Raw genomic sequence first — 15,420 nt, forward strand, 5'->3', positions numbered from 1 at the left:
GTCCGGGGAGAGCCGGCCGGATCACTGGGATCCGGCCGGCCAACCCGTCAGACCTCTTCGACGCTGCTCGGCTCGCGCCGGGACAGGTCGATACCGAGCTCCTCCGCCGCGCGGAAGACGTCCTCGTCCGTGTCACGCATCTCGATGGACATACCGTCCGAGGACAGCACCTCCACGTTGAGGCAGAGCGACTGCATTTCCTTGATGAGCACCTTGAAGGACTCGGGAATGCCGGGCTCGGGGATGTTCTCGCCCTTGACGATCGCCTCGTAGACCTTCACGCGGCCGGTCACGTCGTCGGACTTGATCGTCAGCAGTTCCTGGAGGGCGTATGCGGCGCCGTAAGCCTCAAGGGCCCACACCTCCATCTCACCGAATCGCTGCCCACCGAACTGTGCCTTACCACCCAGCGGCTGCTGCGTGATCATGGAGTACGGTCCGGTCGAACGGGCGTGGAGCTTGTCGTCGACCAGGTGGTGCAGCTTGAGGATGTACATGTAACCGACCGAGACCGGCTCGGGGAACGGCTCACCGGAGCGGCCGTCGAACAGGTTGGCCTTGCCCGAGGGCTGGACCAGCCGGTTGCCGTCGCGGTTCGGGATCGTGGCCTCGAAGAGGCCGGTGATCTCGTCCTCACGGGCGCCGTCGAAGACCGGCGTCGCGACGTTGGTGCCGGGGGCGACCTGGTCGGCGCCGATGGACTGCAGGCGCTTGGCCCACTCGTCACCGAGGCCGGAGACGTCCCAGCCGCGGCTGGCGAGCCAGCCGAGGTGGATCTCCAGTACCTGTCCCGGGTTCATTCGGGACGGGACACCCAGCGGGTTGAGGATGATGTCGACCGGGGTGCCGTCCTCCAGGAACGGCATGTCCTCGATCGGCAGGATCTTCGAGATGACGCCCTTGTTGCCGTGACGGCCGGCGAGCTTGTCACCATCGGTGATCTTGCGCTTCTGCGCGACGTAGACGCGGACCAGCTGGTTCACGCCCGGCGGCAGCTCGTCGCCCTCTTCGCGGTCGAAGACGCGAACGCCGATGATCTTGCCGATCTCGCCGTGCGGGACCTTCAGCGAGGTGTCGCGCACCTCGCGCGCCTTCTCACCGAAGATCGCGCGGAGCAGACGCTCCTCCGGCGTCAGCTCGGTCTCACCCTTGGGCGTGACCTTGCCGACGAGGATGTCCCCGGCCGTGACCTCGGCACCGATACGGATGATGCCGCGCTCGTCGAGGTCCGCGAGGACCTCTTCGGAGACGTTCGGGATGTCCCGGGTGATCTCCTCCGGGCCGAGCTTGGTGTCACGGGCGTCGACCTCGTGCTCCTCGATGTGGATCGAGGAGAGGACGTCGTCCTGCACCAGACGCTGCGACAGGATGATCGCGTCTTCGTAGTTGTGGCCCTCCCACGGCATGAACGCCACGAGGAGGTTCTTGCCGAGCGCCATCTCGCCCTGCTCGGTCGCCGGACCGTCCGCGAGGACCTGGCCCTCGACGATCCGGGCGCCCTCGTCGACGACGACCTTCTGGTTGACCGAGGTGCCCTGGTTCGAGCGGGAGAACTTGGCGATGCGGTACGTGGTGTACGTGCCGTCGTCGTTGGTGACGGTGATGTAGTCCGCGGAGACCTCCTGGACCACACCGTCCTTCTCCGCCTTGATGACGTCACCGGCGTCGACCGCGCAGCGGTACTCCATGCCGGTGCCGACGAGGGGAGCCTCGGACGTGATCAGCGGCACGGCCTGACGCATCATGTTCGCGCCCATGAGGGCACGGTTGGCGTCGTCGTGCTCGAGGAACGGGATCATGGCGGTCGCGACCGACACCATCTGGCGCGGCGAGACGTCCATGTAGTCGACGTCGTCGCCGGGGATGTAGTCGACCTCTCCGCCACGACGGCGGACCAGGACGCGCGGCTCGGTGAACCGCATGTCCTCGGAGAGCGTCGCGTTCGCCTGGGCGATCACGAAGCGGTCTTCCTCGTCGGCGGTCAGGTAGTCGACGTCGTCGGTGACGACACCCTCGACGACCTTGCGGTACGGCGTCTCGACGAAACCGAACGCGTTGACGCGTCCGTACGAGGCGAGCGAACCGATCAGACCGATGTTCGGGCCTTCAGGGGTCTCGATCGGGCACATGCGTCCGTAGTGGGACGGGTGCACGTCTCGGACCTCGAAGCCGGCCCGCTCACGGGACAGACCACCCGGGCCAAGAGCCGACAGGCGGCGCTTGTGGGTGAGACCCGACAGCGGGTTGTTCTGGTCCATGAACTGCGACAGCTGGCTGGTGCCGAAGAACTCCTTGATGGAGGCGACGACCGGCCGGATGTTGATAAGGGTCTGCGGCGTGATCGCTTCGACGTCCTGGGTCGTCATGCGCTCACGCACGACGCGCTCCATACGAGCCAGACCCGTACGGACCTGGTTCTGGATGAGCTCGCCGACGTTGCGCAGACGACGGTTGCCGAAGTGGTCGATGTCGTCGGTCTCGACGACGATCTGGGTACCGCTCTCGCCGACCGTCTCGGTCTCCCCGGCGTGCAGCTTCACCAGGTACTTGATGGTCGCGATGATGTCGTCGCTGGTGAGGACACCGGCGTCGAGCGGCTCGTCGGCGCCGAGCTTCTTGTTCACCTTGTAGCGGCCGACCTTCGCGAGGTCGTAGCGCTTCGGGTTGAAGTAGAGGTTCTCGAGCAGCGTCTGAGCGGCCTCACGTGTGGGCGGCTCGCCCGGGCGCAGCTTGCGGTAGATGTCGAGCAGCGCGTCGTCCTGGCCCTGGGTGTGGTCCTTCTCCAGGGTGGCGCGCATCGACTCGTACTCGCCGAACTCCTCGAGGATCTGCTCGGTGGTCCAGCCGAGAGCCTTCAGGAGGACGGTGACGGACTGCTTGCGCTTGCGGTCGATGCGGACACCGACCATGTCGCGCTTGTCGATCTCCATCTCCAGCCAGGCACCCCGGGAAGGGATGATCTTGGCGGAGAAGATGTCCTTGTCGGACGTCTTGTCGATGGAGGAGTCGAAGTAGACACCCGGCGAGCGGACCAGCTGCGACACGACGACACGCTCGGTGCCGTTGATGACGAAGGTGCCCTTGTTGGTCATGAGCGGGAAGTCGCCCATGAAGACCGTCTGGGACTTGATCTCGCCGGTCTCGTTGTTGGTGAACTCGGCCGTGACGAAGAGCGGCGCGGCGAACGTGAAGTCGCGCTCCTTGCACTCGTCGATGGAGTTCTTCGGGGGCTCGAAGCGGTGGTCGCGGAACGTGAGCGACATCGACCCGGAGAAGTCCTCGATCGGCGAAATCTCCTCGAAGATCTCCTCCAGGCCGGACTTGGTGGGGACGTCTTGTCCGCTGTCCAGAGCAGCCTCGACGCGAGCCTTCCAGGCGGCGTTGCCGAGGAGCCAGTCAAAGCTCTCGGTCTGCAGCGCGAGGAGGTTCGGAACCTCGAGGGGCTCCCTGATCTTTGCAAAAGAGATGCGCAGCGGGGCGGTGCTGGCACCGTTGTTCGTATTCGAGGTCGAGGCGTTGCGCGAGGCGGCCAAGAGGGGGTCCTTCCGAGGGCTCGGACTCACTACGCGCGTACCGGCCCCAAGCCGCACACAGAGACAGAAATCCCAAGGTCAGGGAGTCGGTCATCGGTGCCAGGCGTGGGCATGCCCCTGGTGACGGGCAGGAGGCAGCTAACAGGCAGCGCAAAGGGTCAGTGTAGCCAAGCGGCACACTGATGTCCAGTCGGGGTTCTCAGAGACCCACGTTGCTCTCAACAGCTGTTCTCAACACCTATGAATAGCCCTCGCGCGGTGTGCGCTCTTCTTTACTGCCCTCTTCGTTCTCGATCCATGCCTCGGATGCGGATCGAGATGACGACGCGTCCTGAGAATTGCGCGCCGCGTGCGGTTCGTCAAGGCCCCCGAGCACCGGACGGACATCCGGCGATCTTCACCTGGGCCCCCAGGACGCCCGTTGACGCCCCCTGGGAGACGCACGGCGAAGATCACCCTACTCGTCGCCCACGGAAGATCAAGGCAGCGTCAGGGGGTACGCCAAAGGGCGACCACCCGATTGGGTGATCGCCCTTTGCGATGTGACATCCCCGCCTCGCGGCAGGGACGGTCCTGAGGAGTCAGATGACTCGCAGGGTCACTTGACCTCGACGGAGGCGCCGGCGGCCTTGAGGGACTCGGCAGCCTTGTCAGCGGCCTCCTTGGCGACCTTCTCGAGGACGGGCTTCGGGGCGCCGTCCACGAGGTCCTTGGCCTCCTTGAGGCCCAGGGAGGTCAGCTCACGCACGACCTTGATGACCTGGATCTTCTTCTCGCCGGCACCCGTGAGGATGACGTCGAACTCGTCCTGCTCCTCGGGGGCGTCAGCGACGGCACCCGGGCCGGCGGGGCCGGCAACGGCGACCGCGGCGGCGGCGGTGACGTCGAACTTCTCCTCGAACGCCTTAACGAACTCGGAGAGCTCGATGAGGGTGAGCTCCTCGAACTGGGCGAGCAGGTCTTCCTGGCTGAGCTTCGCCATGATGGCGTCCTTCCACTAATTCGGCAGGTGCCGGATGTATATGTAGGCGGGCGTACGGGCCCGCTGCGAGCCGTGGGGGCGGAGTGTTACTCCGCCACCTCGGCGTCGGCGGGAGCCGGCGTACCGGCACCGCCCTGCTCGGCCTTCTTGGCGCGAAGCGCTTCCGCGGTGCGGACGAACTTCGACGGCAGAGCCTGGAAGAGCTGCGCAGCCTGAGTCTGCTTGCCCTTCATGGCGCCGGCCAGCTTGGCGAGCAGAACCTCGCGGGACTCGAGGTCCGCGAGCTTCTTGATCTCATCGGCAGACAGCGCCTTACCGTCAAGGACACCGCCCTTGATGATGAGGTTGGGGTTGTCCTTGGCGAAGTCACGAAGACCCTTCGCCGACTCCACCGGGTCACCGGTGACGAAGGCAACCGCCGTCGGACCCGAGAACAGGTCGTCCAGCGTGTTGATCCCGGCCTCGTTGGCCGCAATCTTGGTCAGCGTGTTCTTCACCACGGCGTACTGGGCGTTCTCACCGAGCGAACGGCGCAGCTCCTTGAGCTGTGCCACGGTGAGACCCCGGTACTCGGTCAGCACAGCGGCGTTCGAGCTGCGGAACTGGTCCGTCAGCTCGGCTACCGCGGCAGCCTTGTCGGGCCTTGCCATGAGCGTCGGCCTCCTTCCGGGTGATGAGGACCGCTCAGAAGGGGCCGGGAAAGACGAAACGCCCCGGCGCAGGCGCCAGGGCGTAGCTCGACCGAATGAATTCGGGAGCTTTCCACAGTCACCTGCGCAGGTCGTCCGTTTTCGACGGATCCTTCGGTCACCGTCCCTCTTGCGAGAGCGCGGCAACGACCAGCGGTCTTTGGCTTCCTGAGGAGCGTACGCGACCGGGGCGCCCCGGAGCAAATCCGTCCCGGTTCGACCGGTGCGAGAGGTTTGGGACGCGTATCAGGAGGGACCTGTGGTGCCGCGCGAGCTGCGCCGCCGGGCGTCCGGCGGTGCTTGCCGCCCCTGCTCGCGGCGAGCCCCCAACGGCCTGCTGCCGTCCCTCGCGGGCCTTTCGGAGCTCTGGGCGGTACGCGTACCCCTGCCGTTGCTCACGGGCTCTCCCGCACGTACGAGGACGGGCCCCGCACCCTCGAAAGGTTGCGGGGCCCGTCCCATGCCGTGAAACCGGCTACCGGGTGAGCACGAGGGCTCAGACGGAGGCCGGGTCCTCCTCGACGAGGAGGTTGCGCACGCGGTTGGAGTCCAGCGGGATGCCGGGGCCCATCGTCGTGCTCATGGTCGCCTTCTTGATGAAGCGGCCCTTGGCGGCGGACGGCTTCAGGCGGAGGATCTCCTCGAGAGCCGCACCGTAGTTCTCGACCAGCTTCGTGTCATCGAAAGAGGTCTTTCCGATGATGAAGTGCAGGTTCGAGTGCTTGTCGACGCGGAACTCGATCTTGCCGCCCTTGATGTCGTTGACAGCCTTGACGACATCGGGGGTGACGGTGCCGGTCTTCGGGTTCGGCATCAGACCACGCGGACCGAGCACGCGGCCCAGGCGGCCGACCTTGCCCATGAGGTCCGGGGTGGCGACGACGGCGTCGAAGTCCAGACGGCCCTTCGCCACCTCGTCGATGAGCTCGTCGGCGCCGACGATGTCGGCGCCCGCGGCTTCCGCGGCCGCAGCACGGTCACCGGTCGCGAAGACCAGGACCCGGGCGGTCTTGCCGGTGCCGTGCGGGAGGTTCACGGTGCCACGGACCATCTGGTCGGCCTTGCGCGGGTCTACACCCAGGGCAAACGCGACCTCGACGGTGCTGTCGAACTTCGTGGAGGCGGTGTCCTTGGCGATACGGACGGCCTCGAGCGGGGCGTACTGGCGCTCCCGGTCGATCTTCGCGTCCGCAGCGCGGAGGTTCTTGCTGCGCTTCACTTCTACTCCTGTGGTTATCAGAGTGTGGAGTCGTGGTGCGGACCAGCGCTTGGTCCTACCACTAGGGGCTTACGGGGCTGAATCAGCCTTCGACCGTGATGCCCATGGAACGGGCGGTGCCAGCGATGATCTTCGACGCGGCGTCGAGGTCGTTGGCGTTCAGGTCGGGGAGCTTCGTCGTGGCGATCTCGCGGACCTGGGCAGCCGTCAGCTTGGCAACCTTGGTCTTGTGCGGCTCGCCGGAGCCCTTCTCCACGCCCGCAGCCTTGAGGATCAGCTTGGCGGCCGGCGGAGTCTTCGTGATGAAGGTGAAGGAGCGGTCGTCGTAGACCGTGATCTCCACCGGCACGACCATGCCACGCTGCGACTCGGTCGCGGCGTTGTAGGCCTTGCAGAACTCCATGATGTTGACGCCGTGCTGGCCCAGTGCGGGGCCGACCGGCGGGGCCGGGTTGGCCGCACCGGCGTTGATCTGGAGCTTGATAAGCCCCGTGACCTTCTTCTTCTTGGGAGGCATTGCTCTCTCCGGGTCCTAGTGAGAGTGTTTCGCCGCCATTCCGGTCATCCGGATGGAGGCATACCGCACAACGATAACGGGTATAGCTGCGCGACCAAAAACCGAGCAGGTCAGACCGGCTGCGAAGCCGGTCTGACCTGCTCGGTAGGCATGTGTCCGGAAGCTGCGGAAACCGCTAGTTCTTCTGGATCTGGTCGAAGCTGAGCTCGACCGGGGTTTCGCGACCGAAGATCTCGACGAGGCCCTTGACCTTCTTCGAGTCGGCGTTGATCTCGTTGATCGTCGCCTGCAGCGTCGCGAACGGGCCGTCGGTGACGGTGACCGAGTCGCCGACCTCGAAGTCCAGCACCTGGACCTGGACCTTGCGGGCCGGAACCGGCTTGCCCTCGGCCTCTGCGGCCTCGCGGGCGGCCTTCTCCTCGGCCTCCGGGGCGAGCATCTTGACGATCTCGTCCAGGGTCAGCGGGTACGGGTCGTAGGCGTTGCCGACGAATCCGGTGACGCCGGGCGTGTTGCGCACAACGCCCCAGGACTCGTTCGTCAGGTCCATGCGCACCAGGACGTATCCGGGGAGCTTGTTCTGACGGACGTTCTTGCGCTCACCGTTCTTGATCTGGACGATCTCTTCCTCGGGCACTTCGGCCTGGTAGATGAAGTCCTCGACGTTGAGCGAGACGGCGCGCTGCTCCAGGTTGGCCTTCACGCGCTTCTCGTAGCCGGCGTACGTGTGGATGACGTACCACTCGCCGGGCAGACCGCGCAGCTCGTCGCGCAGGGCGGTGACGGGGTCGACGGGGGCGGCCGGCTCGGCCTCCTCCTCCGTGTCCTCGTCGGACTCGGCGGCGTCCGTGTCGTCAGCGGCCTCGTCGGACTCGGCGGCCTCCTCGGCCTCCGCTTCCTCGTCGGACTCGACGTGCACGGCGTCCTGCTCGGCGGGCTCGCCCGCGGCGTCGTCAGCAGCTTCGACCTGGTCCGGGGCCACGGCGTCCGCCGCCTCGACGATGTCGAGCTCGTCCTCGGCGGACTCGACGGCGCTCGCCGTGGGCTCGGCGTCGTCGTTCAGGTTCGGGTCAGACACGATGGCTGCTTCTTCCTGGATACAAATGGGTGGAACATGCGAAAGGGGCGCCTGTGAGGCGCCCTCCGCGAGATCAGCCGAAGACGTACTTGATGACCCGCGCGAAACCGAAGTCAATCACGGTAACGAGACCGATCATGACGACCACGAACACGATCACCACGGCCGTGTAGGTCGTCAGCTGGCTGCGAGTGGGCCAGACGACCTTGCGCAGCTCGGCAACGATCTGGCGGTAGAACAGCGCGAGCCGGCCCAGAGGGCCCTTCTTGCCGCGCTTGCCGCCCTTCCGGGTCTTCTTCTTCGACTCGGGGGCCTCATCATCGGCATCAGGCATGTCGATGGAGCCCACGGCGTCCGTCACGCTACTCACCTGATTCCGGGTCGTGGCCGTGCCGCGCCCGGTGGAGCCGCACGGCGATGCATTGAAGTACGTACATGCGCACACATCCTGGCGAAGGAGTGTGTAGCAGGGCCGGAGGGACTTGAACCCCCAACCGCTGGTTTTGGAGACCAGTGCTCTACCAATTGAGCTACGACCCTTTGTGGTTTCCACCAACCTACCGCATGTTCCCCGGTGGGCCGGGTGCAAAAACGGTGCGGCTGATGAAGGCCAACGACAGGTGAGTGTACGTGCTCAGGGGCGTCGCGTCGAACAGACAACTACCGACCGGTCCTGTCCGGATGCTGTCCGACTCCTGTCCGGTCCCTGAAACCCCTGTGCCGACGGCATTTCCGGTCTGCGAGCATGGGGGCATGAGCGCTGCAACTTCTCCGTCCGAGCGCCGGGTTTCGGCCCGCATCGGTGCGATCTCCGAGTCCGCCACCCTCGCCGTCGACGCCAAGGCCAAGGCCCTCAAGGCCGCTGGGCGTCCGGTGATCGGCTTCGGCGCCGGTGAGCCCGACTTCCCGACCCCCGGTTACATCGTCGACGCCGCGATCGAGGCCTGCTCCAACCCGAAGTACCACCGCTACACCCCGGCGGGCGGGCTCCCCGAGCTCAAGGCCGCCATCGCAGAGAAGACGCTGCGCGACTCCGGCTACGAGGTCGAGCCGTCCCAGGTCCTGGTGACCAACGGTGGCAAGCAGGCCATCTACGAGGCCTTCGCCGCGATCCTGGACCCGGGCGACGAGGTCATCGTCCCCGCCCCGTACTGGACCACCTACCCCGAGTCCATCCGTCTGGCGGGCGGCGTCCCGGTCGAGGTCGTGGCCGACGAGACCACCGGCTACCGGGTCTCCGTCGAGCAGCTCGAAGCGGCCCGCACCGAGCGCACGAAGGTCGTCCTGTTCGTCTCGCCCTCCAACCCGACGGGCGCCGTCTACAACAGGGCCGACACCGAGGCGATCGGCCGCTGGGCCGTCGAGCACGGCCTGTGGGTGCTGACCGACGAGATCTACGAGCACCTGGTCTACGGCGACGCGGAGTTCACCTCGCTCCCCGCACTCGTGCCCGAGCTGCGCGACAGGTGCATCGTGGTCAACGGAGTCGCCAAGACCTACGCGATGACCGGCTGGCGGGTGGGCTGGATCGTCGGCCCGAAGGACGTCGTCAAGGCCGCGACCAACCTGCAGTCGCACGCCACGTCCAACGTCAGCAACGTCGCCCAGGTCGCCGCGCTGGCCGCGGTCTCCGGCCCGCTGGACGCGGTCGCCGAGATGCGGACCGCCTTCGACCGCCGCCGCCGGACGATCGTGCGCATGCTCAACGAGATCGACGGCGTGCTCTGCCCCGAGCCCGAGGGCGCGTTCTACGCGTACCCGTCGGTGAAGGGGCTGCTCGGCAAGGAGATCCGGGGCAGGCGTCCGGCCGACTCGGCCGAGCTCGCCGCCCTCATCCTGGACGAGGCCGAGGTCGCCGTCGTACCGGGTGAGGCCTTCGGCACCCCGGGCTACCTGCGCCTGTCGTACGCGCTGGGCGACGACGACCTCGTCGAGGGCGTCTCGCGGCTCCAGAAGCTGCTGGGCGAGGCCCGCGACTGACCCGCATACGTCGGAAATGAGAAGTGGCCCCCGGCTCCGGCCGGGGGCCACTTCTTTGTTCGATCGGTAACTCAGGAGGGAATCCGGCTACCGCGACACCCCTCATGTGCGGCAAGATCCTTCAATGGAGCGTGACGTAAGGCTGTTGCCCAAGGCCCACCTGCACCTGCACTTCACCGGGTCGATGCGGCCGACGACCCTGCTCGAACTCGCGGACAAGTACGGGGTGCACCTCCCCGAGGCGCTCACCAGCGGCGAGCCGCCCAGACTGCGGGCGACCGACGAGCGCGGCTGGTTCCGCTTCCAGCGCCTCTACGACATCGCACGGTCCTGCCTGCGCTCCCCCGAGGACATCCAGCGGCTCGTGCGCGAGGCGGCCATGGAGGACGTGGCGGACGGCTGCGGGTGGCTGGAGATCCAGGTCGACCCCACCTCGTACGCCCCACTGCTCGGCGGGCTCATCCCGGCCATCGAGATCATCCTGGACGCCGTGGACAGCGCGGCCCGCGATACCGGGCTCGGGATCCGGGTCGTCATCGCGGCGAACCGGATGAAGCACCCGCTGGACGCCCGGACGCTGGCCCGCCTCGCCGTGCGGTACGCGGACCGGGGCGTCGTCGGCTTCGGGCTCTCCAACGACGAGCGCCGCGGCATGGCCCGCGACTTCGACCGCGCGTTCGCCATCGCCCGCGAGGGCGGCCTCCTCGCCGCCCCGCACGGCGGCGAGCTCTCCGGACCGTCCAGCGTCCGGGACTGCCTGGACGACCTCGACGCGTCCCGGATCGGGCACGGCGTGCGGGCGGCCGAGGATCCCCGGCTGCTGCGCAAGCTCGCGGAGCGCGGGGTGACCTGCGAGGTCTGCCCGGCCTCCAATGTGGCGCTGGGCGTCTACGAGAAGCCCGCGGACGTACCCCTGCGCACTTTGTTCGACGCGGGGGTCCCGATGGCGCTCGGCGCGGACGACCCGCTGCTGTTCGGTTCGCGGCTGGCTGCCCAGTACGACCTCGTACGGCGCCACCACGCCTTCACCGACGAGGAGCTGGCCGAGCTGGCGCGGCAGTCCGTACGCGGGTCGGCGGCACCTGTCGACGTCCGGGAGAAGCTGCTGGCCGGAGTCGACGCGTGGCTCGCTAGCTGATTCCGGCCAGCAGGGTGCGGGCGATGGAAGCGGCGAACGCGTCCAGCGGCTGCGGGGGCCTGCCCTCGGGTGCCATCTCGTAGGCGAAGGCGCGCTGGGCGCAGGCGCCCAGCAGCAGGGACGCGGCGGCGTAGGTGTCGGCGTCCGCCCTGATGCGGCCGGCCCGCTGTTCGGCGCGCAGGTAGGCGTCGAGTCCCTGGATCGGCTTGTGCGGTCCGGTGCCCATCTCGCGCATCGCCGCCCGGTGGCGGCGCTGGAGCTGGGGCTCGGCGTAGAGCGACGCGGCCATCGGGAAGGTCTGCTGGTAGAAGAGCGCGGCCCGGCGCGCGATCTCGGTGAGGTTCTGCTCGATGTCGCCCTCCCCCGGCTCCAGATGGCTCAGGAGCGCCCCGAGCCCGGGCAGCCGTTCGCCGAGCACGGTCACGAAGAGCTCTTCCTTGCTGGCGAAGTACTTGTACAGCGCCGCCTCGGAGCAGCCGGCCGCCTTCGCGATCTCCTTCGTCGTCGTCCGCGCGAGTCCCAGGCCGAGCATGAGCTCATGGGCCGCGTCGACGATTCGGACGCGGGCCGGTTTCTGCTCCATGCGTGCTCCCGACAGCCTTGACGAGTGGGTGAGTGTCCACTCACTCTAGGGGTGAGTGAACACTCACCCACTCGGAGAGGGCGTGCACGATGAGGCTCACAGTGTTCGGTGCGACAGGGGCCGTCGGCCAGGAGATCGTGGGGCAGGCGCTCGGGGCGGGGCACGAGGTGACGGCGGTGGTCCGCGATCCCGCCCGGCTCCCGGAGGGGCCGGCCTGGTCCGATCTTCACGCGGTGGTGCGGCTCGGCGACGAGGAGGCCGTGCGCGCGGCGGTGGCGGCGCGGGACGCGGTGCTGTCCGGGCTCGGATCGCGGGGGCGGAAGTCGGGCGATGTCGCGGAGAGGCTCACCGGGCAGGTTCTGCGCGCGATGGAGGCCACGGGGGTCCGCCGGCTGCTGGTCGTGAGCGCGGCCCCGGTCGGGCCGGAGGCGGCGGACGAACCCCTGCCGGACCGTCTGATGCGCAGGGCGATCGGCGGGGTCCTCAAGGAGCTGTACGCGGATCTGACGCGGATGGAGGCCGCGCTGGCCCGGAGCGCCACGGACTGGACGTCCGTACGGCCGCCGAAGCTGACGAACGGCGCCCGGACGGGTGTGTACCGGACGGTCGTCGGCGGCACCCCGCGCAGCGGCCGGTCCATCTCACGGGCCGATGTGGCGCATGCGATGCTCGCGCTGATCGATGACCCGACGGCCGTCAAGCAGGGTGTGGGCGTCGCCTACTGAGGGCCCGGTTGCGGCCTCCCGCCGGACTCCTGCCGCAGGCCGGCCCCGACCCGACGACGGGCCCCGGCTACAGGCTGACGCCGACCGTCACCGGTTCGTTGACGAGCGTGACTCCGAAGGCCTCGTGGACCCCGGCGACGACCTCGCGGGCCAGGGCCAGCAGGTCCTCGGTCGTCGCGCCGCCCCGGTTGGTGAGGGCGAGCGTGTGCTTGGTGGAGATGCGGGCCGGGCCCGTGCCGTAGCCCTTGGTGAAGCCCGCCTTGTCGATGAGCCAGGCCGCGGAGGTCTTCACACGGCCCTCGCCCGCGGGGAAGGCCGGAGGCGTGACGTCCGCGCCCAGGCGCTCCTCGGCGCGTGCGAGGAAGGCGGCGTGCTGCGCCTCGTCGAGGATCGGGTTGGTGAAGAAGGACCCTGCCGACCAGGTGTCGTGGTCCTCCGGGTCGAGGACCATGCCCTTGCCCGCCCTCAGCTTCAGGACCGTTTCGCGGGCGGCCGCGGCGGGAACGCGATCACCCTGCTCGACGCCCATGGCACGGGCCGTCTCGGGGTAGCGCAGGGGTGCGGACTGCCCGCCCGCGTCTTCCAGCTCGAACCGGACACGGAGCACGACGAAGCGGTCGGGCTCGGCCTTGAAGCGGCTGTGCCGGTACGAGAAGGCGCACGCGGCGTTCGGGACGGTGACCGTCTCCCGGGTGGACCGGTCGTAGGCGACGACCTCGGTGATGACCGAGGACACCTCCTGCCCGTACGCACCGACGTTCTGGATCGGCGTCGCCCCGGCGGACCCGGGGATCCCGGCGAGGCACTCGATGCCCGCCAGGCCGGCCTCGACCGCGCGGGCCACGGCGTCGGTCCAGACCTCGCCGGCCGCCAGTTCCAGCTTCGTGCCCGAGAGGTCGAAGCCCTTGGTCGCGATGCGCAGGGCTGTTCCGTCGAAGCCCTTGTCGCCGATGACCAGGTTGGAGCCGCCGCCGATGACCAGGAGCGGGGTGCCGCTCTCGTCGGCCTCGCGCACGGCGGCGACCACCTCGGCGTCGGTGGTGGCCGTCAGAAGGCGGCCGGCGGGGCCGCCGAGCCGGAAGGTGGTCAGGGGGGCGAGGGGGGCATCGTGGAGTTCCTGCACGGGGACAAGAGTACGGTCCGCGGTCCCACCGCTCGGGCGGGGCCACGGACCGTACGCGCAGGGCCGCAGGTCGGGCTGCGGCAGGAGTCCGGCGCACGCCGGACCCGTACCTCAGGCCAGCCGGACCACGGCGCGGGACATGCCCAGCACCTTCTTGCCGTCACTCATCGCCGTGAGGTCCACGCGCACCAGGTTGTCGTCCAGCTTCGCGCCGACCCTGCCGCTGACCTCGACGGACGCACCCGTGTCGTCGTTCGGCACGACGACCGGCTTGGTGAACCGCACCCCGTACTCGACGAGAGCGCCCGGGTCACCGGTCCAGTCCGTGACCACCCGGACCGCCTCGGCCATGGTGAACATGCCGTGCGCGATCACGTCCGGGAGCCCGACCTCGCGCGCGAACTTCTCGTTCCAGTGGATCGGGTTGAAGTCACCCGACGCGCCCGCGTACTGCACGAGCATCGCCCGGGTGACCGGGAACGACTGCGCCGGCAGCTCCGTACCGACCTCGACCGCCTCGTACGCGATCCTCGCCGTCATCACGCCTCCTCGGCGGCACGCGCCACCAGCTTCGTCCACGCGGTCACGACGTGCTCACCGCTCTCGTCGTGCACCTCGCCGCGGATGTCCACGATGTCGTTGCCCGCCATCGACTTGACCGCCTCGATCGTCGAGGTGACCGTCAGCCGGTCCCCCGCCCGCACCGGACGCACGTACGCGAACTTCTGGTCGCCGTGCACCACACGGCTGTAGTCCAGGCCGAGCTGCGGGTCCTGGACCACCTGGCCGGCGGCCTTGAACGTGATCGAGAAGACGAACGTGGGCGGAGCGATCACATCCGAATGACCGAGGGCCTTTGCGGCCTCGGGATCCACGTACGCAGGATTGGTGTCACCCACCGCCTCTGCGAACTCCCGGATCTTCTCCCGGCCGACCTCGTACGCCGGGGTGGGCGGATAGGTCCGCCCCACGAAGGACTGGTCGAGCGCCATGAGCTCGCTACCTCCTGATGAAAGTCGAATTGGGCGAAGTCCAACCCATACAACGACACGAGGCCGCCCCCAAAGGGGACGGCCTCGTGTACGAGCCTGTTTTCAGCGCGTTTCGCGGTGCGCAGTGTGCGAGTTGCAGCGCGGGCAGTGCTTCTTCATCTCAAGACGGTCCGGGTTGTTACGCCGGTTCTTCTTGGTGATGTAGTTCCGCTCCTTGCACTCCACGCAGGCCAGCGTGATCTTCGGGCGGACGTCGGTGGCAGCCACGTGAGTGCTCCTTGGACGGACGATGGACGGATGAACGCAAAAAAGAGTAGCCGATCGAAGGACCGACCCCACAATCGGCTACCGTTAGTAGCGGTGACCGGACTTGAACCGGTGACACAGCGATTATGAGCCGCTTGCTCTACCGACTGAGCTACACCGCTTTGATGACGAGTTCCCCCGCCGAAGCGGGGTCACCCGATCACCAGAGCCCCAATGCGGAATCGAACCGCAGACCTTCTCCTTACCATGGAGACGCTCTACCGACTGAGCTATTGGGGCGAGCGAGGAAGACATTACACGGTCCCTCGCCGATCGCCCAAATCCGTTTCGTCCGCCCACCGCCGGACCTTGATCGGCCCCTGGCCACCCCTCCTCCGGACCCCCTGATCAGGCCCTTGATCAGGGGCTGATCAGGGGCTGACGCGGGTTTGGCCGGCAACGGTCCGGAGCGGCGGCGCCACCGCCTCGCACGGGCCGGCAGCCCCCGTGGACACACCCGCCCCGCGCACGCCGCCGAGCCACACCGGTACGACTTTCCGGCTCCTCCTCGAAGCGCACCCGGCACCCCCATAGGCTCGGCCCACTCTGCGTGAT

15 protein-coding genes and 3 tRNA genes are annotated in these 15,420 nt (G+C 68.0%); 3 read left to right on the forward strand and 15 right to left on the reverse strand.

The features are described 5' to 3' along the window. Positions 1-47 precede the first annotated feature (47 nt). From rpoB to OG844_RS23595, 8 genes are all read right to left on the reverse strand, one after another. Positions 48-3,533 (reverse strand): DNA-directed RNA polymerase subunit beta, encoded by a 3,486-nt coding sequence (rpoB, locus tag OG844_RS23560; protein WP_406392855.1) that lies wholly within the window; start codon positions 3,531-3,533, stop codon positions 48-50. 598 nt (positions 3,534-4,131) lie between these two features. Further along, a complete protein-coding gene (gene rplL / locus OG844_RS23565) occupies positions 4,132-4,515 on the reverse strand; it encodes a 50S ribosomal protein L7/L12 (RefSeq protein WP_406392857.1) in 384 nt (127 codons plus the stop codon). A gap of 86 nt (positions 4,516-4,601) precedes the next feature. Beyond that, entirely contained in the window at positions 4,602-5,165 is a 564-nt protein-coding gene (gene rplJ, locus OG844_RS23570) for a 50S ribosomal protein L10 (protein ID WP_383181591.1), read from the reverse strand. A 535-nt stretch (positions 5,166-5,700) separates the two neighbouring features. After that, on the reverse strand, positions 5,701-6,423 hold the full coding sequence (rplA, locus tag OG844_RS23575) for a 50S ribosomal protein L1 (RefSeq protein WP_056796660.1): 723 nt from the start codon (positions 6,421-6,423) through the stop codon (positions 5,701-5,703). Between the two features lie 82 nt (positions 6,424-6,505). Next, entirely contained in the window at positions 6,506-6,940 is a 435-nt protein-coding gene (gene rplK, locus OG844_RS23580; protein WP_329208309.1) for a 50S ribosomal protein L11, read from the reverse strand. Between the two features lie 175 nt (positions 6,941-7,115). Continuing rightward, positions 7,116-8,018, reverse strand: a complete 903-nt coding sequence (gene nusG, locus OG844_RS23585; protein ID WP_406392860.1) for a transcription termination/antitermination protein NusG — start codon at positions 8,016-8,018, stop codon at positions 7,116-7,118. Positions 8,019-8,091: 73 nt separating this feature from the next. Beyond that, the gene (gene secE / locus OG844_RS23590) at positions 8,092-8,379 is read right to left on the reverse strand and encodes a preprotein translocase subunit SecE (RefSeq protein WP_329208312.1); all 288 of its coding nucleotides are present in this window, start codon (positions 8,377-8,379) and stop codon (positions 8,092-8,094) included. A gap of 106 nt (positions 8,380-8,485) precedes the next feature. Then, a tRNA-Trp gene (locus tag OG844_RS23595) sits at positions 8,486-8,558 on the reverse strand. Positions 8,559-8,771: 213 nt separating this feature from the next. On the opposite strand from OG844_RS23595, the gene OG844_RS23600 reads away from it, so the two are divergent. After that, the gene (locus OG844_RS23600) at positions 8,772-9,998 is read left to right on the forward strand and encodes a pyridoxal phosphate-dependent aminotransferase (protein ID WP_406392862.1); all 1,227 of its coding nucleotides are present in this window, start codon (positions 8,772-8,774) and stop codon (positions 9,996-9,998) included. A gap of 124 nt (positions 9,999-10,122) precedes the next feature. Next, positions 10,123-11,136 (forward strand): adenosine deaminase, encoded by a 1,014-nt coding sequence (locus OG844_RS23605; protein ID WP_383181579.1) that lies wholly within the window; start codon positions 10,123-10,125, stop codon positions 11,134-11,136. Here OG844_RS23605 and OG844_RS23610 read toward each other — a convergent pair. Beyond that, on the reverse strand, positions 11,129-11,719 hold the full coding sequence (locus tag OG844_RS23610; RefSeq protein WP_406392864.1) for a TetR/AcrR family transcriptional regulator: 591 nt from the start codon (positions 11,717-11,719) through the stop codon (positions 11,129-11,131). The genes OG844_RS23605 and OG844_RS23610 overlap by 8 nt on opposite strands. 89 nt (positions 11,720-11,808) lie before the next feature. Between OG844_RS23610 and OG844_RS23615 the strand changes: the two genes are divergently transcribed. Then, positions 11,809-12,444 (forward strand): NAD(P)-dependent oxidoreductase, encoded by a 636-nt coding sequence (locus OG844_RS23615; protein ID WP_406392866.1) that lies wholly within the window; start codon positions 11,809-11,811, stop codon positions 12,442-12,444. Between the two features lie 67 nt (positions 12,445-12,511). Here the strand turns inward: OG844_RS23615 and OG844_RS23620 are convergent, their stop codons facing one another. The 6 genes from OG844_RS23620 to OG844_RS23645 all read right to left on the reverse strand — a co-directional run bounded on the left by OG844_RS23620 (position 12,512) and on the right by OG844_RS23645 (position 15,105). Then, on the reverse strand, positions 12,512-13,567 hold the full coding sequence (locus OG844_RS23620; protein WP_406392867.1) for a UDP-N-acetylmuramate dehydrogenase: 1,056 nt from the start codon (positions 13,565-13,567) through the stop codon (positions 12,512-12,514). Positions 13,568-13,678: 111 nt separating this feature from the next. Next, positions 13,679-14,107, reverse strand: coding sequence for a MaoC family dehydratase (locus OG844_RS23625; protein WP_406392869.1), 429 nt, complete (start codon positions 14,105-14,107; stop codon positions 13,679-13,681). After that, complete coding sequence (locus OG844_RS23630) at positions 14,107-14,559, reverse strand: MaoC family dehydratase N-terminal domain-containing protein (RefSeq protein WP_329208321.1); 453 nt, start codon at positions 14,557-14,559, stop codon at positions 14,107-14,109. The genes OG844_RS23625 and OG844_RS23630 overlap by 1 nt, the downstream gene beginning before the upstream one ends. 102 nt (positions 14,560-14,661) lie before the next feature. Continuing rightward, on the reverse strand, positions 14,662-14,826 hold the full coding sequence (gene rpmG, locus OG844_RS23635) for a 50S ribosomal protein L33 (RefSeq protein ID WP_003956487.1): 165 nt from the start codon (positions 14,824-14,826) through the stop codon (positions 14,662-14,664). Between the two features lie 88 nt (positions 14,827-14,914). Next, a tRNA-Met gene (locus tag OG844_RS23640) sits at positions 14,915-14,987 on the reverse strand. 45 nt (positions 14,988-15,032) lie between these two features. Then, a tRNA-Thr gene (locus OG844_RS23645) sits at positions 15,033-15,105 on the reverse strand. Positions 15,106-15,420: the final 315 nt, after the last annotated feature.

It is taken from the genome of Streptomyces sp. NBC_00887, from assembly GCF_045207585.1.